This is a genomic window from Rhodovulum adriaticum (assembly GCF_004345735.1).
Taxonomy (GTDB): domain Bacteria; phylum Pseudomonadota; class Alphaproteobacteria; order Rhodobacterales; family Rhodobacteraceae; genus Rhodovulum; species Rhodovulum adriaticum.
This window is the reverse complement of sequence record NZ_SLXL01000003.1, coordinates 51,684-72,421: the sequence shown is the minus strand read 5'-3', so window position 1 is coordinate 72,421 and position 20,738 is coordinate 51,684. Positions and strand designations below refer to the sequence as shown.

16 protein-coding genes are annotated in these 20,738 nt (G+C 66.8%); 10 read left to right on the top strand and 6 right to left on the bottom strand.

The window, feature by feature from the left end; translation table 11 throughout:
* Positions 1 to 2 precede the first annotated feature (2 nt).
* Positions 3 to 1,130 carry a peptide chain release factor 2 gene (gene prfB / locus EV656_RS06455; RefSeq protein ID WP_132601143.1) on the top strand — a complete coding sequence of 376 codons (1,128 nt, stop codon included), beginning with the start codon at positions 3 to 5 and terminating at the stop codon, positions 1,128 to 1,130.
* An 81-nt stretch (positions 1,131 to 1,211) separates the two neighbouring features.
* Here the strand turns inward: prfB and EV656_RS06450 are convergent, their stop codons facing one another.
* From EV656_RS06450 to EV656_RS06435, 4 genes are all read right to left on the bottom strand, one after another.
* Positions 1,212 to 2,390, bottom strand: coding sequence for an ammonium transporter (locus tag EV656_RS06450; RefSeq protein ID WP_132601140.1), 1,179 nt, complete (start codon positions 2,388 to 2,390; stop codon positions 1,212 to 1,214).
* Between the two features lie 175 nt (positions 2,391 to 2,565).
* Positions 2,566 to 3,030, bottom strand: coding sequence for a CinA family protein (locus EV656_RS06445; protein ID WP_132601791.1), 465 nt, complete (start codon positions 3,028 to 3,030; stop codon positions 2,566 to 2,568).
* A gap of 2 nt (positions 3,031 to 3,032) precedes the next feature.
* Positions 3,033 to 3,521 (bottom strand): phosphatidylglycerophosphatase A family protein, encoded by a 489-nt coding sequence (locus tag EV656_RS06440; RefSeq protein ID WP_132601137.1) that lies wholly within the window; start codon positions 3,519 to 3,521, stop codon positions 3,033 to 3,035.
* Positions 3,518 to 4,663, bottom strand: coding sequence for a bifunctional 2-C-methyl-D-erythritol 4-phosphate cytidylyltransferase/2-C-methyl-D-erythritol 2,4-cyclodiphosphate synthase (locus EV656_RS06435; RefSeq protein WP_132601134.1), 1,146 nt, complete (start codon positions 4,661 to 4,663; stop codon positions 3,518 to 3,520). The genes EV656_RS06440 and EV656_RS06435 overlap by 4 nt, the downstream gene beginning before the upstream one ends.
* Positions 4,664 to 4,856: 193 nt before the next feature.
* Between EV656_RS06435 and dusB the strand changes: the two genes are divergently transcribed.
* The 9 genes from dusB to hflX all read left to right on the top strand — a co-directional run bounded on the left by dusB (position 4,857) and on the right by hflX (position 16,669).
* Positions 4,857 to 5,840 carry a tRNA dihydrouridine synthase DusB gene (gene dusB, locus EV656_RS06430; protein ID WP_279432459.1) on the top strand — a complete coding sequence of 328 codons (984 nt, stop codon included), beginning with the start codon at positions 4,857 to 4,859 and terminating at the stop codon, positions 5,838 to 5,840.
* Positions 5,837 to 6,910: a two-component system sensor histidine kinase NtrB gene (locus EV656_RS06425; protein WP_132601128.1), complete on the top strand. Its 1,074-nt coding sequence runs from the start codon at positions 5,837 to 5,839 to the stop codon at positions 6,908 to 6,910. Before dusB ends, EV656_RS06425 begins: the two co-directional genes overlap by 4 nt.
* A gap of 5 nt (positions 6,911 to 6,915) precedes the next feature.
* On the top strand, positions 6,916 to 8,286 hold the full coding sequence (locus EV656_RS06420) for a response regulator (RefSeq protein WP_132601125.1): 1,371 nt from the start codon (positions 6,916 to 6,918) through the stop codon (positions 8,284 to 8,286).
* A 111-nt stretch (positions 8,287 to 8,397) separates the two neighbouring features.
* Positions 8,398 to 10,650: a sensor histidine kinase NtrY-like gene (locus tag EV656_RS06415; protein WP_242469017.1), complete on the top strand. Its 2,253-nt coding sequence runs from the start codon at positions 8,398 to 8,400 to the stop codon at positions 10,648 to 10,650.
* Complete coding sequence (ntrX, locus tag EV656_RS06410) at positions 10,650 to 12,059, top strand: nitrogen assimilation response regulator NtrX (RefSeq protein ID WP_132601119.1); 1,410 nt, start codon at positions 10,650 to 10,652, stop codon at positions 12,057 to 12,059. The genes EV656_RS06415 and ntrX overlap by 1 nt, the downstream gene beginning before the upstream one ends.
* 56 nt (positions 12,060 to 12,115) lie before the next feature.
* The gene (gene trkA, locus EV656_RS06405; protein WP_132601116.1) at positions 12,116 to 13,492 is read left to right on the top strand and encodes a Trk system potassium transporter TrkA; all 1,377 of its coding nucleotides are present in this window, start codon (positions 12,116 to 12,118) and stop codon (positions 13,490 to 13,492) included.
* 2 nt (positions 13,493 to 13,494) lie between these two features.
* Positions 13,495 to 15,015 carry a TrkH family potassium uptake protein gene (locus tag EV656_RS06400; protein ID WP_132601113.1) on the top strand — a complete coding sequence of 507 codons (1,521 nt, stop codon included), beginning with the start codon at positions 13,495 to 13,497 and terminating at the stop codon, positions 15,013 to 15,015.
* 134 nt (positions 15,016 to 15,149) lie between these two features.
* The gene (gene hfq / locus EV656_RS06395) at positions 15,150 to 15,383 is read left to right on the top strand and encodes an RNA chaperone Hfq (RefSeq protein ID WP_081535796.1); all 234 of its coding nucleotides are present in this window, start codon (positions 15,150 to 15,152) and stop codon (positions 15,381 to 15,383) included.
* Complete coding sequence (gene hflX / locus EV656_RS06390; protein ID WP_207287063.1) at positions 15,380 to 16,669, top strand: GTPase HflX; 1,290 nt, start codon at positions 15,380 to 15,382, stop codon at positions 16,667 to 16,669. Before hfq ends, hflX begins: the two co-directional genes overlap by 4 nt.
* A 74-nt stretch (positions 16,670 to 16,743) precedes the next feature.
* On the opposite strand, the gene EV656_RS06385 is transcribed toward hflX, so the two are convergent.
* Together EV656_RS06385 and EV656_RS06380 are read right to left on the bottom strand one after the other, a co-directional pair.
* A complete protein-coding gene (locus EV656_RS06385) occupies positions 16,744 to 18,258 on the bottom strand; it encodes a trimethylamine methyltransferase family protein (protein WP_132601110.1) in 1,515 nt (504 codons plus the stop codon).
* Positions 18,255 to 20,723, bottom strand: coding sequence for a penicillin acylase family protein (locus tag EV656_RS06380; protein ID WP_132601107.1), 2,469 nt, complete (start codon positions 20,721 to 20,723; stop codon positions 18,255 to 18,257). The genes EV656_RS06385 and EV656_RS06380 overlap by 4 nt, the downstream gene beginning before the upstream one ends.
* Positions 20,724 to 20,738 lie beyond the last annotated feature (15 nt).

Here is a 20,738-nt window from a genome sequence, read left to right as displayed (position 1 = left end):
CCATGCGTGCAGAGGCGCAGAACATCGTCGAGGATATCCGCAAGTCGCTGACGCTGCTGGCCCAGCGAATGGACTACGACACCGCCGAGCATCGGCTGGAAGAGTTCAACGCGATGACAGAGGATCCCGACCTGTGGAACGACCCCGACCGCGCGCAAAAGCTGATGCGCGAGCGGCAGGCGCTGGTCGATGCGATGGACACCTACAAGTCCATTTCCCAAGACCTTCAGGACAATATCGACCTGATCGAACTGGGCGAGATGGAAGAGGACGACGAGGTCGTCAAAGAGGCTGAAACCGCGCTGAAGGCGCTGAAGGAAAAGGCCGCCCAGAAAGAGCTGGAGGCCCTGCTGGACGGCGAGGCCGACGGAAACGACACCTTCCTGGAAATCAACGCAGGGGCGGGCGGCACGGAATCCTGTGACTGGGCCAGCATGCTGGCGCGGATGTATGTCCGCTGGGCAGAGAAGCACGGCTATAAGGTGGAACTGCAATCGGAAAACCCGGGCGAAGAGGCTGGTATCCGCTCTGCCACCTACAAGATTTCGGGGCATAACGCCTATGGCTGGCTGAAATCGGAATCGGGGGTTCACCGCCTGGTGCGCATCTCGCCCTATGACAGCGCGGCGCGGCGGCATACCTCGTTCTGCTCGGTCTGGGTCTACCCGGTGGTGGATGACAATATCGAGATCGAGGTGAACCCGTCGGACATCCGGATCGACACCTATCGGTCCTCGGGCGCGGGCGGCCAGCACGTCAACACCACCGACTCGGCCGTGCGGATCACCCACATGCCCACCGGGATTGTCGTGACCAGCTCTGAAAAATCGCAGCACCAGAACCGCGATATCGCCATGAAGGCCCTGAAATCGCGCCTGTACCAGTTGGAGCTGGACAAGCGCAGCGCCGAGATCAACGCCCAGCACGAGGCCAAGGGCGAGGCCGGCTGGGGCAACCAGATCCGATCCTACGTGTTGCAGCCCTACCAGATGGTCAAGGATCTGCGGACCGGCGTGGAAACCTCGGACACCTCGGGCGTGCTGGACGGCGCGCTGGACCCGTTCATGGCCGCCACCCTGGCAATGGACGTGGCCGGCAAGACCCGCGCCGAGGCCCAGGCCGAGGACTGATCGCGAACGACAGGGGCCGGGCGCAACGCCACCCGGCCCCGATCCTGTTGTCGCGCCCCCGCTTGCCGGGGGCGCATTCTTTTACGATACGATGTCGTAGGCTCGTTCGCCGTGCACGCTCAGGTCCAGGCCCGTTGTCTCGGTCTCGGGATCGACGCGCAGGGGGGTGACCAGCGCCACCAGCTTGACCAGCACGATCGTCACGACCAGCGTGAAGGCGCCGACGATGACCAGGCTGCCCAGTTGCGCGATCCAGCTGCCCGCCCCGAAAAGTGCGATCATGATCGTGCCGAAGATGCCGCCCACGCCATGCACCGCGAACACGTCCAGCGTGTCGTCGATGTGCAGCTTGTTGCGGATGACGTTCACGGCCTCTTGGCACAGGATGCCCGCCACAGCCCCGATCACAAGGGCCGCCACTGGCCCGACGAATCCGCTGGCCGGGGTGATCGAGGCCAGACCCGCGATGGTGCCGGTCACGATCCCCACCAGCGAGGGGGTGCCGTACTTGATCTTTTCCCACAGTGCCCAGCTCAGCGAGGCGACCGCCGCCGACAGGTGCGTGACCAGCAGCGCCTTGGCCGCGCCGCCATCGGCGGCAAGTTGCGAACCGCCGTTGAACCCGAACCAGCCAACCCACAGCATCGCCGCGCCGATGAAGACGAAGCCGGGCGCATGCGGCGGCGTGGTGCGGTTGCGCCGCGCGCCCAGCATCACAGCGATCACCAGCGCGGCCAGACCGGCGGTTTCGTGCACCACGATGCCACCGGCGAAATCGCGCGCGCCAACGTCGCCGAAGATGCCGCCATCGGCCAACATCCCGCCGCCCCAGATCCAGTGCACGACTGGCGCGTAACAGATCAGCATCCACAGGCCCGAAAACAGCAGCACAAAGCCAAAGCCGATCCGTTCCACATAGGCCCCCACGATCAGCGCGGGCGTGATGATGGCAAAGGTCATCTGGAACGCCATGAACAGGTATTCGGGCAGGGTGCCCGACAGGCTGTCATCGCCCACGCCCGCAAGGAAGGCCTTGCCCAGCCCACCCCAAAGCGCGCCGCCGTCCCCGAACGCGATAGAGTAGCCAAGCGCGAACCACAGCACGCTCATCAAACAGGCGATGGCATAGGTTTGCATAAAGACGGACAGCACGTTGCGCGCGCGCACCAGCCCCCCGTAAAACAGCGCCAGCCCCGGTAGCGTCATGAACAGCACCAGCGCGGTGGCGACCAGGATCCAGGCAGTATCCGCCCCGTTCATTCCCTCGTTCCTTTCGGTTCTTTTCAGGTTGCCGGGGGTTGAAGCGGTCAATCAGCGCAAGGAAAAGCGGCAATCGTGTTTGGCGACGGTGAATCCTTGTGCGATTCAAAAAGTGGCGCGGAAATGGGCTGTTATTGAGGTCGGCGCTTGCGAAAGGGGCGATCTGTGATCGCGCTCAGACCGCCGATAGGAGCAGTTGCAAGGCATGGTCCACCGTCGCCCGGCGCACCCGTTCTCGCCCCAACGCGCCGAATTCGACCGTTTCGGTACGTACGGCCTGCCCGGCGCGCGCCAGCCCGAAACAGACCCGGCCCTCTGGCTTGTGCTGCGAACCGCCGGGGCCCGCGATGCCGGTGACGGCAACCGCGATATCCGCATCGGAACGCGCCAGGGCGCCCGCGGCCATCTCGGCGGCAACCGCTTCGGAAACCGCGCCATGGGCCTCCAGCGTAGCGGGCTGCACGCTCAGCATGGCCTGCTTGGCCCCGTTGGAATAGGTGACAAAGCCGCGGTCGAACACGCGCGACGAGCCCGGGATATCGGTGATCGCGGCCGAGATCATGCCGCCGGTGCAGCTCTCTGCGGTGGCGATCATTACGCCCGCGTCGCGGGCGCGTTGAACCAGGGTCTGGGCGTCGATACTCACATGAAATAGGTATGCGAGATTATCGCCAGTGCAAGTACGACGATCCCCGCCGCGATCCCGGCGAACACGTCGTCCAGCATCACGCCCAGGGGGGTCTTCATCCGGTCCGCCCAGCCGATCGGCCCGGGCTTCCAGATGTCGAACAGGCGAAAGGCCAGGAACCCGGCGATCCACCCGGGATACAGCGCCAGGACATCCACCCGCGCGAGCGCGGCCCCGATGGACACCGGCATCAGCGCGATCCACATGCCCGCGACCTCGTCGATCACGTATTCGCTGAGGTCGGGATCGCTGGCCCCGTGCGAGGCGCTGCCGACGGCCCACCAGCCGATCAGCGTGACAGCCAGACAGGCCAGCCCCGTCAGCCAGGGCCCGCCCAGCACATGCAGCGCCCAGAACAGCGGCAGCGCGGCGAGCGAACCCCAGGTGCCCGGCGCAGGCCGCAAGAGTCCGACGCCGAAAAAGGTGGCGACAAAGCGGCTCATGGTTTCACCAGGGTCACGGTGGCCAGCGCGGCGATCCCCTCTTGCCGACCGGTAAAGCCAAGCTGTTCCGAGGTGGTGGCCTTGACGCTGATGCGGTCAAGGTCGATGCCGATCAGGCGGGCCATCTCGGCGCGCATGGCACCGGCCACCGGGCCGATCTTGGGGCGTTCGCAGATCAGCGTCAGATCGGCGTTTGAGATGCGATAGCCGCGTTCCCCGGCCAGTGCGACGGCATGTTTCAGAAAGATGTCGGACGGCGCCCCCTTCCATTGCGGGTCCGAGGGCGGGAAATGCTGGCCGATATCGCCGTCGGCCAGCGCGCCATAGATCGCATCCGTCACCGCGTGCATGCCCACATCGGCGTCCGAGTGGCCCTTCAGCGCCTTGTCGTGGGGCACTTTCACCCCGCATAGGATCACCCCGTCCCCCTCGCAAAAGGCGTGCACGTCAAAGCCGTTGCCGGTGCGAATATCCATGTCTCTCTCCCGCAAGACCCGCGCGGCGCGGGCGAAATCCTCTGGGTGGGTGATCTTGAGGTTGTCCTCATCCCCTTGCACGATGGCCACGTCAAGGCCCGCGGCCAGCGCCACCTCGACATCGTCGGCGGCACCGCCGGGATGGGCGTCATGCGCCGCCCGGATGGCGCGCAGGTGAAAGCCTTGCGGCGTCTGTGCCCGGAACAGCCCGTCGCGCGGGTGCGGGGCCTGCACCTTGCCATCGGCGCCGCGCCACAACGCATCGGTCACCGGCAGGGCGGGCGCCGCGCCGGGGTGATCGGCCAGCGCGTCGATCACCCGGTCGATCAGGTCGGGGGCGACCAGCGGGCGGGCGCCGTCATGGATCAGGACCAGGCCGCTTTCGTCCGCGACGGCGGCCAGCCCCGCCTGGACCGAGGCATCGCGCGTCGCGCCGCCGTGCACGGTCGTCACATCCAGGTCCAGCCCGGCCACGGCCTCGGCGAACAGGTCGTCATCGTCTGGATGCAGCACCGCAACCAACGCGTCCACCCGCGGATGCGCGGCAAAGGCGGCCAGCGTGCGGCCCAGGATGGCCCGCCCCATAAGCGCCTGATACTGCTTGGGCCTGTCGCCCCCCGCCCGTGTGCCGCGTCCCGCAGCAACGATGAGTGCCGTGACCGTCATCGCATGCCCTTCTTTGTTCGCTGGCGTTCTAGGCGGCGCGAGGCTGCGGGGCAATGGGGCAATCTGCCGATATCATGCGCTTAAATTTTGGGCATGCGCGTTTTTCTGCGGGTGCAGCGCGGCCCCGCCGATTGCCATTGGCGCCCAGCGTTGTTACATCCATCCCGAATGCACAAGGATTAATCAATTGGCCATTCAGGTGGCAAATATCCCCCTAGACCCGCCCGTCCTGCTGGCCCCCATGGCTGGCATCACCGATCTGCCTTTTCGTCGGCTCGTGGTCCGCTTTGGCGCGGGGCTGGTCGTGTCCGAAATGGTGGCCAGCCAAGAAATGGTTCAGGCCAAACCCGGTGTGCGCGAACGCGCGGCCCTGGGGCTGGGCGAGGCGGCAACCGCCGTCCAGCTGGCCGGGCGCGATCCGGTCTGGATGGCCCGCGCCGCGCGCCTGGTCGAGGGGCAGGGCGCCCGTATCATCGACATCAACATGGGCTGCCCGGCCAAGAAGGTGACCGGGGGCTATTCCGGCTCGGCGCTTATGCGCGACCCGGACCGTGCGCTGTCGCTGATAGGGGCGGTGGTGGGTGCCGTGTCTGTCCCGGTCACGCTGAAGATGCGGCTGGGGTGGGACGAGGGCACGATAAACGCCCCGGATATCGCCGCCCGGGCCCAGGCTGCGGGCGTGCAGATGATCACGATCCACGGCCGGACCCGGTGCCAGTTTTACACGGGGCGGGCGGACTGGGCGGCGATCCGCGCGGTCAAACAGGCCGTTTCGGTGCCGGTCATCGCGAATGGCGATATCGTCGACGGGCCAAGCGCCCGCCGCGCCCTGGATCACTCCGGCGCCGATGGCGTGATGGTCGGGCGCGGCATACAGGGGCGGCCCTGGCTGCTGGCGCAGATCGCCGCGGCGCTGGAGGGCCAGCCGGTGCCAGAGGCGCCACAGGGGGCAGCCTTTGCCGCCATGGTGGCCGGTCATTACCAGGACGCGCTGTCCTTTTACGGGCGCGACCTTGGGGTTCGTGTCGTGCGTAAGCATCTGGGCTGGTACATGGATCACGCGGGCACGCCCACAGATCTGCGCCGCGCGGTGCTGACCGCCCGCGATCCCGAACGCGTCCTGGCCCTGCTGCCAGAGGCCCTTGCAGGCACGTCCGGTGAAAGGGTCGCAGCATGACCCTGGATCAAGATGCCATCTGGACGGCCCTGCCCATTCCAACCTTTCTGCTGGACGCCGAGGACAAGGTGGCCGCGATCAACCCCGCGGCAGAACTGTTCATGAATGCCACCATCAAGGGTCTGCGCGGGGTGCCGGTGTTCGACCGCATCGCCGTCGATGCCCCGCTGGACGAGGCCTTTGCCCGGGTGCGGGCCAATCATGCCGCCCTGTTCATCAACGACGTGGATGTCACCGCCGGAACGCGCCCGCCGGTCGAGTGCAATCTGCAGGTCGCACCGATGAACGATCAGGCCGATCACCTGCTGCTGCTGATTTCCCCCCGTGAAATCGCCGGGCGGCTGGGGCGGGCGCATTCGGTGAAATCGGCGGCGAAATCGGCCATCGGCATGGCCGAGATGCTGGCCCACGAAATCAAGAACCCGCTGGCGGGCATCACCGGCGCTGCGCAACTGCTGTCGATGAACCTGTCCAACGGCGACCGCGAGATGACCGACCTGATCGTCGCCGAAAGCCGCCGCATCGTGAAGCTGCTGGACCAGGTCGAACAGTTCGGCAACCTGCGCCCGCCCGATTGCAAGCCCGTGAACATCCACGACGTGCTGGACCGGGTGCGCAAATCCGCCTCGGTCGGCTATGCGGCGAACATGGCCATCGTCGAGGATTACGACCCCTCGCTGCCCCCCACCTGGGCCGATGCCGATCAGCTGATGCAGGTCTTTACCAATCTCATCAAGAACGCCGCCCAGGCCGCCGGGCCGCAGGGGGGCACGATCCGGCTGCACACCTTCTATGACCTGTCGCTGCGGCTGCGCCATCCCGATGGCTCGGGGATGCCGGTGCCCCTGCAGGTGGAAATCGTCGACGACGGCCCCGGCCTGCCGCCCGAGATTGCCGGCGACATATTCGAGCCCTTCGTGTCTGGCCGTGAAAACGGCACCGGGCTCGGCCTGGCGCTGGTATCCAAGATCATCTCCGACCATGGCGGCTGGATCGCCGTGGACTCCGTCCCCGGCCGGACGGTGTTCCGCGTCTCGCTGCCGGTCGCGCCGAAACCGCAAAAGGACTGACCCCGATGGACGGAACCATTCTTGTCGCCGATGACGACCGCACGATCCGCACCGTGCTGACGCAGGCGCTGACGCGGGCGGGGTGCAAGGTGCATGCCACCTCTTCGCTGACCACGCTGATGCGATGGGTCGGCGAGGGTAAGGGCGATCTGGTGATCTCGGACGTGGTCATGCCCGACGGAAACGGGCTGGAGATGCTGCCCAAGATCGCCCAGGATCGCCCCGGTCTGCCGGTGATCGTGATCTCCGCTCAGAACACCATCATGACGGCGATCCAGGCCGCCGAGGCCGAGGCCTATGACTATCTGCCAAAACCCTTTGACCTGCCCGACCTGATGAAACGCGCCGCGCGCGCCCTGGAAAGCAAGCGCCGTGCCCGGCCCGTGTCCGAGGTTCCCACCCCGAGCGCCGAACAGGACGACCTGCCGCTGGTTGGCCGCACGCCGCAGATGCAGGCGCTTTACCGTCTGGTGGCACGGGTGATGAACGCCGATCTGCCGGTTCTGGTCACGGGTGAATCGGGCACCGGCAAGTCGCTGATCGCACGGGCGATCCACGATTTTTCCGACCGGCGGAACCTGCCCTTCATCGTGGCGACCGCGGGCGATCTGCAGGGGGCGGATGGCCCTTCGGCGCTGGTTGCGCGGGCGCGGGGCGGTTCGATCCTGTTCGATGAGGTCGCGGATTTCGACGACGAGGCCCAGGGCCGCATCGTGCGCATGATGGACAGTTTCGGCGACAGCGCGCCGCGCGTCATGGCCACCAGCCAAAGCGATTTGACATCGCGGATGGAAGCGGGTGCCTTTCGGCAGGATCTGTTCTACCGGCTGGGCGGCGTCACGCTGGCGGTGCCGTCCCTGCGCGAACGGGTCGAGGATATTCCGCTGTTGGCCGAACATTTCCTGGGCCGTGCGGAACGGGACGGCACGCCCCAGCGGCAACTGGCCGAGGATGCGATGGACCTGATCCGCGCCTATAGCTGGCCGGGCAATGTCCGTCAGTTGGAACACACCATCCGCCGTCTTGTGGTGACCAGCCCCGAGCAGGTGATCGGCCGCGCCGAGGTCGAGGCGGTCCTGGGCAACCAGCCCGAGATCGAGCCGCTGGTGGGCGGCGGCGACGGCGAAAAGCTGTCGGTCTCGGTTGCCAAACACCTGCGCCGCTATTTCGACCTGCATGGCGGCGTGCTGCCGCCGCCGGGCCTGTATGCCCGCATCCTGCGCGAGGTGGAAATGCCGCTGATCGAGATTGCGCTGGACGCCACCGGCGGCAACCAGGCCAAATGCGCCGATCTGCTGGGCATCAACCGAAATACCCTGCGCAAGAAGATCAACGATCTGGATATTCGCGTGACACGCCGCCGCAAGTTGATGTAGTTTCGCAACACCCGTGGCGCCAAGGACGCAGTTCGGCGCCGGGACGCGAACAAGGCCGCGCGGCAGCGGTGCAGCAGGATGAGGCGGGCAGTGCCAGCCCTGGCGGGAAAGATGTCCCTCGAACGGCTTTTGCAGGCGCGCAAGACACGGCGCCTGCAGAACGCGGCGACGCTGGGCGTGGTCGTGCTGGGTCCGGTGCTGGCGATCGGTACCTTCCTGTTGCTGGGGCCGCTGGGGCAGGGGGCGACCTCGGCCGGTCTGCGCGCGGTTCTGCTGGTCGATCTTGTCTATGCGCTGGTCGTGGCCGCGCTGGTGTTTCAACGCATCGCGCGGATGATCGCGGCAAGACGGCGCCATTCCGCGGGCTCGCGTCTGCACTTGCGGCTGACCGGGGTCTTTGCGCTGATCGCGCTGATCCCGACGGTTCTGGTCGCGGTCTTTGCGGGGTTGACCATCAATATCGGGCTGGAGGGCTGGTTTTCCGACCGGGTGCGCAACGTGGTCGGCGCCTCGCTGGCGGCGGCCGAAGCGTATGAAGAGGAACACCGCCGCGATCTGGCCACGGATGCGGAATCGCTGGCCGGGTACCTGAACGTGGCGCGGCAGGCGACGTTTTTCCTGTCCGACGGCGAGGTGCGCCAATTGCTGACACAGGCCCAAAGCCGAGTGCAGCGCGGCCTGAAAGAGGCCTATGTCATCGACGGCACGGGCGAGATCCAGGCACGGGGCGAACGGTCTTACCTGTTCGACTATGAGCGTCCGCCCCCCGAGGATCTGTCCCGCGCAGCCGACGGTGAAACCGTCATCATCGAGGACTGGGACAATAACGAGTTTCGCGCGCTCTTGCGGCTTGGCGCCTATGTGGACCGCTTCCTTTATATTTCCCGCACGGTGGACGGGGACATCCTGAACCTGCTGGACGACACCCAGGAAACCGTCCGCCTCTACCACCAGCTGGAAAGCGAGCGCGGCCGCGTCCTGTTCGAATTCGGCCTGCTTTATCTGGGGTTCGCCGCCATTCTGATCCTGGCCGCGGTCTGGCTGGGGTTGTGGTTCGCCGAACGCCTGTCGCGGCCGGTGGGGCGGCTGGCGGGCGCGGCGCAACAGGTGGGCGCGGGCGATCTGGACGTGCAGGTGCGCGAAGAGGTCGGAGACGACGAAATCGCGATGCTGGGACGCCTGTTCAACCAGATGACGCGGCAGTTGAAGGGCCAGCGCGAGGCCCTGCTGGAAACCAACCGCCAGATCGAACAGCGGCGTCGGCTGTTCGACTCGGTGCTGTCCTCGGTGACGGCGGGCGTCATGGGATTGGATGCCCAGGGCCGGGTGGAGTTCATGAACCGCTCTGCGCTGACCCTGCTGGAATTGGATGGAAAGCGCGACAACGGCGTTTCCCTGGAACAGGCCGCGCCGGAATTTCTGCAGCTTTTCAACAAGCTGCGCGGCGGTCCTCGGGAGGTGGCGCAAGGCGAGATCCGATTGGTGCGCCGGGGCAAGATGGAAAACCTGCTGGTTCGGATGGCCACGCGGCGCCGGTCGGACGGGCGGCTGGAGGGCTATGTCGTGGCCTTCGATGACGTGACGGATCTGGTGACCGCGCAGCGCATGGCCGCCTGGGGCGACGTGGCCCGCCGCATCGCGCATGAAATCAAGAACCCGCTGACCCCGATCAAGCTGTCGGCAGAGCGCATACAGCGCAGTTTTGCCCGGCGGTTGGAGGGGGAGGACGCCGACAAGGTCGCGAACCTGACCGATCGCATCATGCGCCAGACCGACGACCTGCGCCGCATCGTGGACGAGTTTTCCAAGTTCGCCCGGATGCCCGAGCCAGAGCGCAAACGGGCGGACCTGACCGCGCTGCTGCGCGATGCGCTGCTTTTGCAGGAAAGCGGACAGCCGGGCGTGCGGTTCGTCGAGGATCTGCCGGACAGCGAGATGCCCGCCGAACTGGACGCGACGATGATTGCGCAGGCGCTGACAAACCTGCTGAAGAATGCTGGCGAAGCCACGGAAACCCTTGTTGAAAAAGGGGCGCCCGAGGGGTATGCGCCGGAAATTCGGACCAGCCTGAGGCAAGAAGACGAATTCGGCGTCATCACCATCGCCGATAACGGGATCGGCCTGCCAGAGGATCGCGCGCGGCTGTTCGAGCCTTACGTGACGACCCGTGACAGCGGCACCGGGCTGGGCCTACCGATCGTCAAAAAGATCATCGAGGAACATGGCGGCACGCTGGATCTGCGCGATGCGGCACCGTTCGGGCCGGACGCCCATCGCGGGGCGCTGGCAGAAATCCGGCTGCCGCTGACCCTGGGCGGGCCGGGCGTGCCGCCACAGGACGAAACAAGTTCGGGGAGGGAATGATGGGCGACATCCTGATCGTGGACGACGAGCGGGACATTCGGGAACTGATCTCGGATATCCTGATCGACGAGGGCTATTCCACGCGGCTGGCCGCGAATTCCGAAGAGTGCATGGCCGAGATCAACGCCGAGCCGCCGGCGCTGATGGTCCTGGATATCTGGCTGAAGGACAGCCGCATGGACGGGATCGACATCCTGACCGCGACCAAGCGCGACAATCCCGATATCCCCGTGGTCATCATCTCTGGCCACGGCAACATCGAGATCGCGGTGGCCGCGATCAAGCAGGGCGCCTATGATTTTATCGAAAAGCCCTTCAATATCGATCAGTTGCTGGTCGTCATTCGCCGCGCGATGGAGGCCGCCCGGCTGCGCCGCGAGAACCAGGAATTGCGGCGGCGCGACGTGGCGCAGGCGGAAATGGTCGGCTCCAGCCCCGCGTTCCGCGCGCTGCGGGCGCAGCTGGACAAGGTGACGAAATCGAACGGGCGGGTGATGCTGTCGGGCCCGCCGGGCTGTGGCAAGGAGGTGGCCGCCCGCTATATCCACGCCAATTCCAGCCGGTCGGGGCGGCCCTTCGTGGTGGTCAACTCTGCCTCTATCGAACCCGACCGGATGGAAGAGGTGCTGTTCGGCCGCGAAAGCCAGGACCGCGGGATAGAACCGGGCCTGCTGGAACAGGCCCATGGGGGCGTTCTGTTCTTTGACGAGGTGGCCGACATGCCCCTTGGCACCCAGTCCAAGATCCTGCGGGTGCTGGTGGACCAGCAATTCCAGCGCTCTGGCGGGTCCGACAAGGTGCGTGTGGATATTCGCGTGATCTCGTCCACGACGTGCGACCTGACGGCCGAGATCGCGGCAGGCAATTTCCGGGAAGAATTATACCATCGCCTGAACGTGGTGCCGATCGAGGTTCCCTCGCTGGATGAACGGCGCGAGGACATTCCCGAACTGGCCACGCATTTCATCAAGGGCTTCAACCGCGAACAGGGGCTGACGCAGCGGGAACTCAGCGCCGAGGCAGAAGCATTGCTGCAGACGATGGTCTGGCCGGGCAATGTGCGCCAGTTGAAGAACGTGATTGAACGGGTTCTGATCCTGGGCGAAGGCAGCGACCCCATCGCCGCCAGCGAACTGCCCGTCCCGGCAGAGGCCCCGGTGGACGAGGGCCGCGTGGTGCTGTCGGGCGGTCTGGCGACCCTGCCGCTGCGCGAGGCGCGCGAGTTGTTCGAGCGGGAATATCTGCTGACCCAGATCAACCGCTTTGGCGGCAATATCTCGCGCACGGCCAGCTTCGTCGGAATGGAACGCTCTGCCCTGCACCGCAAGCTCAAGACGCTGGGGGTTGTGACCTCGGCCAAGGGCGGGGCACGGGTGGCCCATGTCGGGCCCGGCGACGGCACCGATTGACCCATGACCGGGCATCTGCAATGCAAGGGGCATCTTCCTTGGGGGCGTAGGCGGCCATGAAGGTCATCATCTGCGGTGCGGGCCAGGTCGGCTGGCAGATCGCGCGGCACCTGTCGGGCGAAAAGAACGACGTTACAATCGTGGATCGTGACGGCGACCTGATCCGGCGTGCTACCGACGCGCTGGACGTGCAGGGTATCGCCGGGCACGCCTCTTACCCGGACGTTCTGGAACGGGCGGGCGCGCGGGATGCGGACATGATCATCGCCGCGACCTATTCGGACGAGGTCAACATGGTCACCTGCCAGGTGGCCCATTCGGTCTTTGCGGTCCCGCGCAAGATCGCCCGCCTGCGGGCGCAATCCTACCTGGCGGCGATCTATTCCGACCTTTACCGCCGGGAACACATGCCCATCGATGTGGTCATCAGCCCCGAGCGCGAGGTCGCAAACGCAGCCCTGCAACGGCTGGCCGCGCCTGCGACCTTTGACACCGAAAGCTTTCTGCGGGGCGGCGCGCAATTGCTGGGCATCACGTTGGAGGCCGACTGCCCGGTGCTGAACACGCCCCTGCGCCAGTTGAGTGAGCTGTTCTCGACCCTGCGCGCGGTGGTGGTCGGCATCCGCCGCGAGGGCACGCTGTTCGCCCCCGAACCGGGCGACCAGCTGTTCCCCGACGACCAGATCTACGCCTTTTCCCATGTGGAGGACGTGAACCGCACGCTGGAAATTTTCGGCAAATCGACCAAGCGGCAGGAACGGGTGGTGATCGTCGGCGGTGGCAATGTCGGCCTGTCCGTGGCGCAGGCCCTGGAACGGCAGGAACACCGCATTCGCGCCAAGGTGATCGAGCATGACCGCCGCCGGGCCGAGATTGCCGCAGACGCGCTGGAACGGACGATCGTTCTGAACGGCGACGGGTTGGACGTGGCGCTGTTGCACGAGGCCAATATCGACCGCGCCGACGCGATCCTGGCTGTGACCGACGACGACAAGACCAACCTGCTGACCGCGGTGCGCGCCAAGATGGCCGGCTGCCCGATGGCGATCTGCCTGGTCAACGATCCCTCGCTGGTGCCGTTGATGGGGCCGCTGGACGTGGATGCCTATATCAATCCGCGCGCGACCACCGTCAGTTCCATCCTGCGCCATGTGCGCCACGGCCGCGTGCGCGGCGTCTATTCCATCGGCGACGCCGAGGCCGAGGTGCTGGAGGCGCAGGTTCTGTCCACCTCGCCGATGTGCGGCAAGCGCATCGCGAATATCGACTTCCCCGAAGGGGCCCTGGTCGGCGCGGTGCAGAAGGGCGACAAGGTCGTGCGCCCCACCGGCCGCACCCGGATCGAGGAGGGCGACATGGTGGCGATCTTTGCCCTGTCCGCGGACGTCCCGGCGGTCGAGCAGCTTCTCCAGGTCTCGATTGACTTCTTCTGACGATGGCGCGGGTCACCGATCTTCCTTTTCTGGTGATCCTGATGGGGATCGGTGCGCTGGCTATGCTGGTGCCGGTGCCCGTGGCCCTGGTGGACAACGATCACGAGGCCGCCCGCGCGTTCTTTTACGGGGCGCTGTTGTTCGGGATGCTGACCACGCTGATCGGCATTGCCACGGTCAACAACGCGGTCAAGAACCAGGCGCGCAGCCACCTGCTGGCCATGCTGGGCTGTTACACGGCGCTGCCGCTGATGCTGGCGGTGCCCCTGACAGAGGCAGTGCCGGACCTGCGCCTGATCGACGCCTATTTCGAGATGGTGTCCTGCCTGACGACCACGGGGGCGACGATCTTTGACGGCAGCGCGGATCCCGGCCCGGCGGTGCATCTGTGGCGCGCGCTGGTTGGATGGCTGGGCGGCTATTTCCTGTGGGTGACGGCCATTGCGATCCTGGCGCCGATGAACCTGGGCGGGTTCGAGGTGACCGCGACGCAGGGCGGCGTGACGGGCCGCGCCCGGCCTGCTGCGGGGGCGACAACCACAGCCGATGCGCGCGAGCGGCTGATCCGCTTCGGCGCGCAACTGGCGCCGGTTTATCTGGGCCTGACCGCCAGCCTGTGGGTGCTGATGCTGCTGACCGGCGAGGGGCCGCTGGTGGCCGCCTGTCATGCCATGGCGGTGATGGCCACATCGGGGATTTCGCCTGTAGGCGGGGTCGAAGGCGGGGCCAGCGGCCTGTGGGGCGAGTTCATGCTGTTCTGGTTCTTTGCCTTCGCGTTTTCCCGGCGCACATTCATGTTCGATTTTCGCCCCGAAAGCTGGCGGGGGTTGGTCGGCGACCTGGAATTCCGCATGGGGATCGCCATTGCCTGGTTGGTCACTGCCTTTCTGATCGCGCGCCACTGGATGGGCGCCTATGGCGGGTCGGTGGACGAAAACGGGATTGCCGCGCTCAAGGCGCTATGGGGGGCGGTCTTCACGGTCACCTCTTTCCTGACGACCACGGGGTTCACGTCGGGCGAATGGGCGGCGGCGCGGGATTGGTCAGGGCTGCCCTCGCCGGGGCTGATCCTGGTGGGGCTGGCGGTCTTTGGCGGCGGCGTGGCGACCACCGCGGGCGGGGTCAAGCTGTTGCGCATCTACGCGCTTTACAAGCACGGCGTGCGTGAGATGGAAAAGCTGATCCATCCCAGTTCCGTCGGGGGCGCGGGGGCCTATGCCCGGCGCATCCGCCGACAGGGGGCGCAGATCGCCTTTGTCTTTTTCATGCTGTTCGCACTGTCGGTCGCGGTGGTCATGGTGGCCTTGGGCCTGACCGGGCTGGATTTCGAGGCCGCGATGGTTCTGACAGTCGCGGCGCTGACCACGACCGGCCCGTTGGCCGGGGCGGCCGCCGATCCGGCCCTGTCCTACGCCGCGCTTGGGGATGACGCCCGAATGGTGCTGGCCGCGGCGATGGTGCTGGGGCGGCTGGAAACCCTGGCGATCATCGCCCTGATGAACCCGGAATTCTGGCGCTCGTGAGTGTCACGGGCGGCGATTTCGCACCGTGGGGGCGACGGAAGGGCTGGAAACTCGGAAAACCTCGCTTCATACTCGCCCCGTAGGGAGACGGCTGTCCGCCGAGGGGCAGGTCCAGACAACAAGGGCAAGAACAAATGGCTGCCGACAAGCAGAATCTTCAAGACGCATTTCTCAACCACGTTCGCAAGACCAAGGTTCCGGTCACGATCTTTCTGATCAACGGGGTCAAGCTGCAGGGCGTCATCACCTGGTTCGACAATTTCTGCGTACTGCTGCGCCGCGACGGGCAATCGCAGCTGGTCTACAAGCACGCGATTTCCACGATCATGCCGTCGCAGCCCATCAACCTGTATGACGGTGAGGATTGAGCGCCGCCGGCTTTGAAGAGCACGGCCCGACCGTCACGCGCGCATGGGTGCTGCACCCGGACATCACGTCCGACCGTGACCGGCGCGAGGCGGGCCCCGCGCTGGAAGAGGCCGTGGCCTTGGCCGCGGCCTTGCCCGACATGCAGGTCGTCGGGGCAGAGATCGTGCCGCTGCCAAAGGTGCGGCCGGGGCTGCTGTTCGGGTCCGGCAAGCTGGAGGAGTTGGGCGAACGCTTTCGCGATGAAGAGGTCGAACTGGTCCTGATTGACGGTCCGGTGACCCCGATCCAGCAGCGCAACCTGGAACGGGACTGGAAGGTTAAAATCCTGGACCGGACCGGCCTGATCCTAGAAATCTTTGCCGACCGCGCCCGCACCCGAGAGGGCGTGCTGCAGGTCGAACTGGCTGCGCTGTCCTATCAGCGTACGCGGCTGGTCCGCGCCTGGACCCACCTGGAACGTCAGCGGGGCGGCTTGGGATTCGTCGGCGGCCCCGGTGAAACCCAGATCGAGGCCGACAGGCGCGCCATTGACGAGGCGATCACCCGGCTGAAGCGGCAACTGGCCAAGGTGGTGAAAACCCGCGACCTGCACCGCGCCGCCCGGCGCAAGGTGCCGTTCCCGGTGGTTGCGCTGGTGGGGTATACCAACGCGGGCAAGTCCACGCTGTTCAACCGCCTGACCGGCGCCGAGGTGATGGCCAAGGACATGCTGTTTGCCACGCTGGACCCGACGATGCGGGCCGTAACGTTGCCCACGGGCCTGAAGGTGATCCTGTCCGACACGGTGGGGTTCATCTCGGACCTGCCGACGCAGCTGGTCGCGGCCTTCCGCGCCACCCTGGAAGAGGTGTTGGAGGCCGATCTGATCTGCCATGTCCGCGACATCGCGCATCCCGGCACCGAGGAACAGGCCGAGGACGTGCGCGCGATCCTGGCCGATCTGGGCGTCGCCAAGGAGACCCCGGTGATCGAGGTCTGGAACAAGACGGACCTGTTGCCCCCGGATGAGCGCGCCGCGCTGGAAACCATCGCTGCCCGCCGCGATGACATCCTGACGCTGTCGGCCTGGACGGGCACGGGGATGGCGCCGCTGATGGAGGCGGTGACGGCCGCCCTGGACGAGGCCCGGAGCCGCCAGGACCTGTTGCTGGGCTTTGCCGAGGGGAAGCGGCGTGCCTGGCTGTATGAGCAGGGCGTGGTAGAGGATGAGGAACAGGACGAGGACGGCTATCGTCTGCGGGTGAACTGGACCGCCCGGCAGCAGGCCCGGTTCCGGCAACTCTAGGGGGCGCAGGCCGGGGGGCGCTGCCCCCCGGACCCCCCCGGGGTATTTTTACCAAAAAGAACGGCAGGGCGCGGTCAGACGCCAGGGCCGGTTTCGGCGAAGGCATCGGGAACATGGCGGTCGGCATGGGCGACAAGGGCCGCGATCTCGGCGCGTTGGTCGGTGCTCAGCACGCCATCCTGGGGGGCGGCGGCGATGGCGGCAAGGGCGGCCTCGCGCGCGGTATCCAGTGCGGTGAACCCGTCGTTTGCGTCATGGGACTGGCGGCCGGGGCGCAGGAAGGCGCCCGGCTGCAATCCGTGGCGGCAGCGGGCCAGGGTATGCGGGTCGGCCAGGAAGTGCCCGCCCGTCCGGATAGCGGTCAGGCCGGTCCAGTTCAGGCTGTCGTCGTCCACGGGTGGCGGGCGTCGCAGGCGGCGCAACATCGCACCGATCTGGTCGTCCAGAACGGCCTGGACCGGGCTGAACGCCGTCGCGGTCTGCAACTGACCGACACCGCCCAGGATATCCGCCCCGGCGGCCGAGACGGCCTGGCCAAGCAGGCTGCGCTCGGCCATCGACTGGGCGCCGGGGCGGGGTGTGTCGCATCCCATCCCGTAGCTGTGCGTGATCAGCCCGAACCCCTGTTTCAGAACCCGCACGGCCAGGGCGGCGGCCTGTATCGACTCCACACAGGCCATCTGCGCCGCGCCGGTGGCCATGTCCAGGGTAAAGATCAGCGGCGTGGCGATGACGGGCGTGCCCGGTGCGAGATGATGGGCGATCGTCACCATCGCCAGGATCTCGGCCACGGCGATCAAGGCGGTGCCGCCTTCGGAAAACGGGGCGGTCCCCCCGCCCGAGGGCAGCGAACAGGCATGCAGCGGAACGCCGAAGCGCCCGGCCTCTACGATCACCTCGCTGTCCATCCGCTTGAATTCCAGCGGGCTGAAGGCGCAGGTAATCGCGCTGGTCAGGGGGCGGGCGCGCAGGGCATCCTCGCCGCCGGCGGCGACGGCGGCGATGCACATCAGGTAGCCGATGTTGCGCCGCTGGTAGGGCTGCATCCAGACATGTTTTGTCGTGCGGGCCATCAGGGCCGCGTAGCCGTGGATATCGGCCGTCTTTTCGGGCACGCCATGGACGAAGGGGTGTGCGATGAACCCGACCTGGGACAGCGTTTCGGCCACGGCGGCGATCTCGGTCACAGCGCGCAGGTCCATCGGGCGGCTGGTGCCATCGGGGGCGATGTAGCGATGTGCGCCGGTGCCGGTGCGCATGACAAAACCGCCATCGGCGCGGGGCAGGGCGATGTCGCGCGCCGGTATCTTGCCCGCGAGGGCGACCGTTTTCGGGGTGGCTGCCAGCGCCTCTTCGACCAGGGGGCGGGGCAGGCGCAGGCGATCGGCGTCACGGGCCGGGCGGGCGCCGGCGCGCCGCAGCGCGGCCTGTAGCGCGGGGTGGCGGATTACGACGCCATGCCCGGCCAGCAGGTCCAGTGCCCGGCCGCGCAACACCGCCACGGCATCGGCCGCCTGGGCAGGGGTGTCAAGGCGGAACGCGTCCGCGGCGGGCGGTGTGACGAACCGCTTGCGGGGCCGGCGTCTCATTTCCGGCGGGGTCGCAGACGGGTGATGCCCACAGCGGCCGCGCGGGCGAGGTCCGGGTCCAGCGTCATCGGGATGTATTCCCCGCGCCGCCACAATTCGCCCAGATCGTCGTAATGGCGGCTGAGGGGGTGGCCCGATTGCCCGGTGGCGATGATGAAGACCGAGCTTTCGGGGTCGGCGAAATCGTAGACCCCGCGATAGCCTGCGCCATGGACATTGGTGAAGGGGTCGGGCGCGCTGCCCCGCGTCAGGCCCCGGTTCAGGGTATTGTCCCCGCCCGAGGTCGGCTGGCGGATGTTGACGACCCATTTAAGGAACGGGGTTTCGCCCAGGACCGGGTGGTCGTGCCAGGCTTGGTGCGCCTCACCCCAACGCAGCGACTGGAGCTGGCCGCCATAGGTTTCGTCCAGCCATAGCAGCGCCTCGTCCAGGGCGCGGCGGGCGATCTCGGTGCAGCTTTCGACGGGGCCGGACTGGCGGATGTCGCACCATGCAGACGCGCCGTCGACATTGCGGAACACGCGCTCGATGAACAGCGGGTCGACATGGGTGAACTCGTCGGCCAAGGGGCCCAGGTCGTCGCGGATCAGACGGTCTTGCAGGCGGCGCAACCAGGCGGCGTAGATCAGCGGTTCGGGCAGGTGCTCGTTCATCTCGCCGTTCCACTCGGCCAGCAGGTCCAGGGCCTGTTGGCGCCGGCGTTCGGGGCTGCCGGCCGGGGCCGGTTCGCCGGTGAACCACAGATCCCGCCCGATCAGCGGCAGCAGCGCCCGCGCGGTAAAGGACACGGTATCCAGCTGGGCCTCGATGAAGCTTTCGCGGGTGTGGACCTTGCGGCTTTCCATCAGGCGGCGCCAGCGCTGGATGCGCTGCGTGTCGCCCCAGTGATAGCTGACATGCAACGGGAAGGGCCGATCGACCAGCTTGTTGTTGGTATTGCCCAGGATGCCGCTGTCGGGGTCGATCACACGGGGGTTGGCGGCATAGTTCAGTCGCCCTTGCCAGCGGTTTTCGGCCCGCCAACCGGGCACCGGCATGCGTCCCATGCTTTGATGACCGGCCAGCCTGCGCGGCATCGCGCCGATGGTTTGCAGGGCGATCCGTTCCTGATCGACAACGGTCAGGTTCTGGGACGGCGCCACGAAGAAGCGCCCGGCCTCGATCGCCGCGTCCACGGTCTGTGCGCGCATGATGCCCAGGGCTGCACTCATCGAGGTGTCCGCCCCCGACAAGATCGTCCAGCCCAGCGTGGAGACATGGCCCGGCGGCGTCACCGAGGCCAGGTCGTAATGGGTGCCGGGCAGCACCGGGCCGTTTTCCGTCCAGCGCAGGGTGACCGTGACCGGCGCCGCGTCGGCGACCTTGATGATCGTGCGGCGTGTTTCGAACGGCTTGAAGCCGTCGGGGGTGCGGTATTCCTCGGGGTTGTCGGGGTTCAACTGTTCAAGGAACACGTCCTGATCATCCAGGTAGGACGAGGTGACAGCCCAGCCCAGCCGATCCGAGCGGCCCGCCAGCACCAGCGGCATGCCCGGGATCGTGCCGCCGATCACCGCGCCCGTGGAAAGATCCAGCCGGGCCAGGTACCACGGCCCCGGAGCGGCAAAGCCCATATGGGGATCGTTTGCCAGCAATGTCCCGCCCGCCGCCGCACGTCCGGGTGCGGCCGCCCATGCGTTGGAGGCCCCCGCAAGGGCACGGCGCGGGAAGGGCGAGAGCGGCCCCGCCGCCAGCCGGGTCAGCGGCGCCGTGGAGGGTTGGACACCCGGGGCCAGGGATGCGTAATCGGGCAGATCGATCAGGCCGCGGCCGGGCGCGTCGGGCATCAGGTCGCGCACGCGTCCCTCATCCAGCAGTAGCGACAGGCGGGCGCGCAGCACCTCTTGTTCCAGGTGGGCGGACAGGCGCAGGCCCATCAGCTTGATGATCGCCAGCGAGTCGGCGGGCTGCCAATAGGCGACCTCGGGTTCGAAGAGAAAGAACTCGGGCGCACCGCGCCCCTTGGCCTGGTCGTTGACGGTCGTGATCCAGGCGTTCACGCCCCTTGCATAGGCCTCTAACGCGGCGCGGGTGTCTGGATCCTGTACGGCGACCGAGTCCTGCGCCAGGCGGTAGATGTCCAGCCGCCGCAGCAATTCGTCGATCTTCAGGGTGCGTTCGCCGAACAGTTCGGACAGGCGCCCCTGCGCGGTGCGCCGCATCATGGTCATCTGCCACAGCCGGTCTTGGGCATGGGCAAAGCCAAGGCCGAAGAACACGTCCGCATCGCTGTCGCCAAAGATATGGGGAACATTGTTGTTGTCGCGGACGATTTCCACCGGGGCGGACAGTCCCGCGACGCGGTGATCCGCATCGTATTCGGGCAGGGACCGGCTGGCCAGGTAATAGACCGCGATCAACCCGATCAGGATAAAGGCCATACCTGCCAAGGAAAGCCGCAGGAGCCAGCGGAAAAGCGTGCCCATCTCTGCCCCGTTGTT

Excerpts from the sequence above, each read along its gene's own strand:
- EV656_RS06415 (WP_242469017.1), top strand. The coding sequence starts at position 8,398 with ATGTCCCTCGAACGGCTTTTGCAGGCGCGCAAGACACGGCGCCTGCAG.
- EV656_RS06400 (WP_132601113.1), top strand. The coding sequence starts at position 13,495 with ATGGCGCGGGTCACCGATCTTCCTTTTCTGGTGATCCTGATGGGGATC.
- ntrX (WP_132601119.1), top strand. The coding sequence starts at position 10,650 with ATGGGCGACATCCTGATCGTGGACGACGAGCGGGACATTCGGGAACTG.
- EV656_RS06435 (WP_132601134.1), bottom strand. The coding sequence starts at position 4,663 with ATGACGGTCACGGCACTCATCGTTGCTGCGGGACGCGGCACACGGGCG.
- EV656_RS06450 (WP_132601140.1), bottom strand. The coding sequence starts at position 2,390 with ATGAACGGGGCGGATACTGCCTGGATCCTGGTCGCCACCGCGCTGGTG.
- EV656_RS06380 (WP_132601107.1), bottom strand. The coding sequence starts at position 20,723 with ATGGGCACGCTTTTCCGCTGGCTCCTGCGGCTTTCCTTGGCAGGTATG.
- hfq (WP_081535796.1), top strand. The coding sequence starts at position 15,150 with ATGGCTGCCGACAAGCAGAATCTTCAAGACGCATTTCTCAACCACGTT.
- trkA (WP_132601116.1), top strand. The coding sequence starts at position 12,116 with ATGAAGGTCATCATCTGCGGTGCGGGCCAGGTCGGCTGGCAGATCGCG.
- EV656_RS06440 (WP_132601137.1), bottom strand. The coding sequence starts at position 3,521 with ATGAGCCGCTTTGTCGCCACCTTTTTCGGCGTCGGACTCTTGCGGCCT.
- prfB (WP_132601143.1), top strand. The coding sequence starts at position 3 with ATGCGTGCAGAGGCGCAGAACATCGTCGAGGATATCCGCAAGTCGCTG.
- EV656_RS06420 (WP_132601125.1), top strand. The coding sequence starts at position 6,916 with ATGGACGGAACCATTCTTGTCGCCGATGACGACCGCACGATCCGCACC.
- EV656_RS06425 (WP_132601128.1), top strand. The coding sequence starts at position 5,837 with ATGACCCTGGATCAAGATGCCATCTGGACGGCCCTGCCCATTCCAACC.
- EV656_RS06385 (WP_132601110.1), bottom strand. The coding sequence starts at position 18,258 with ATGAGACGCCGGCCCCGCAAGCGGTTCGTCACACCGCCCGCCGCGGAC.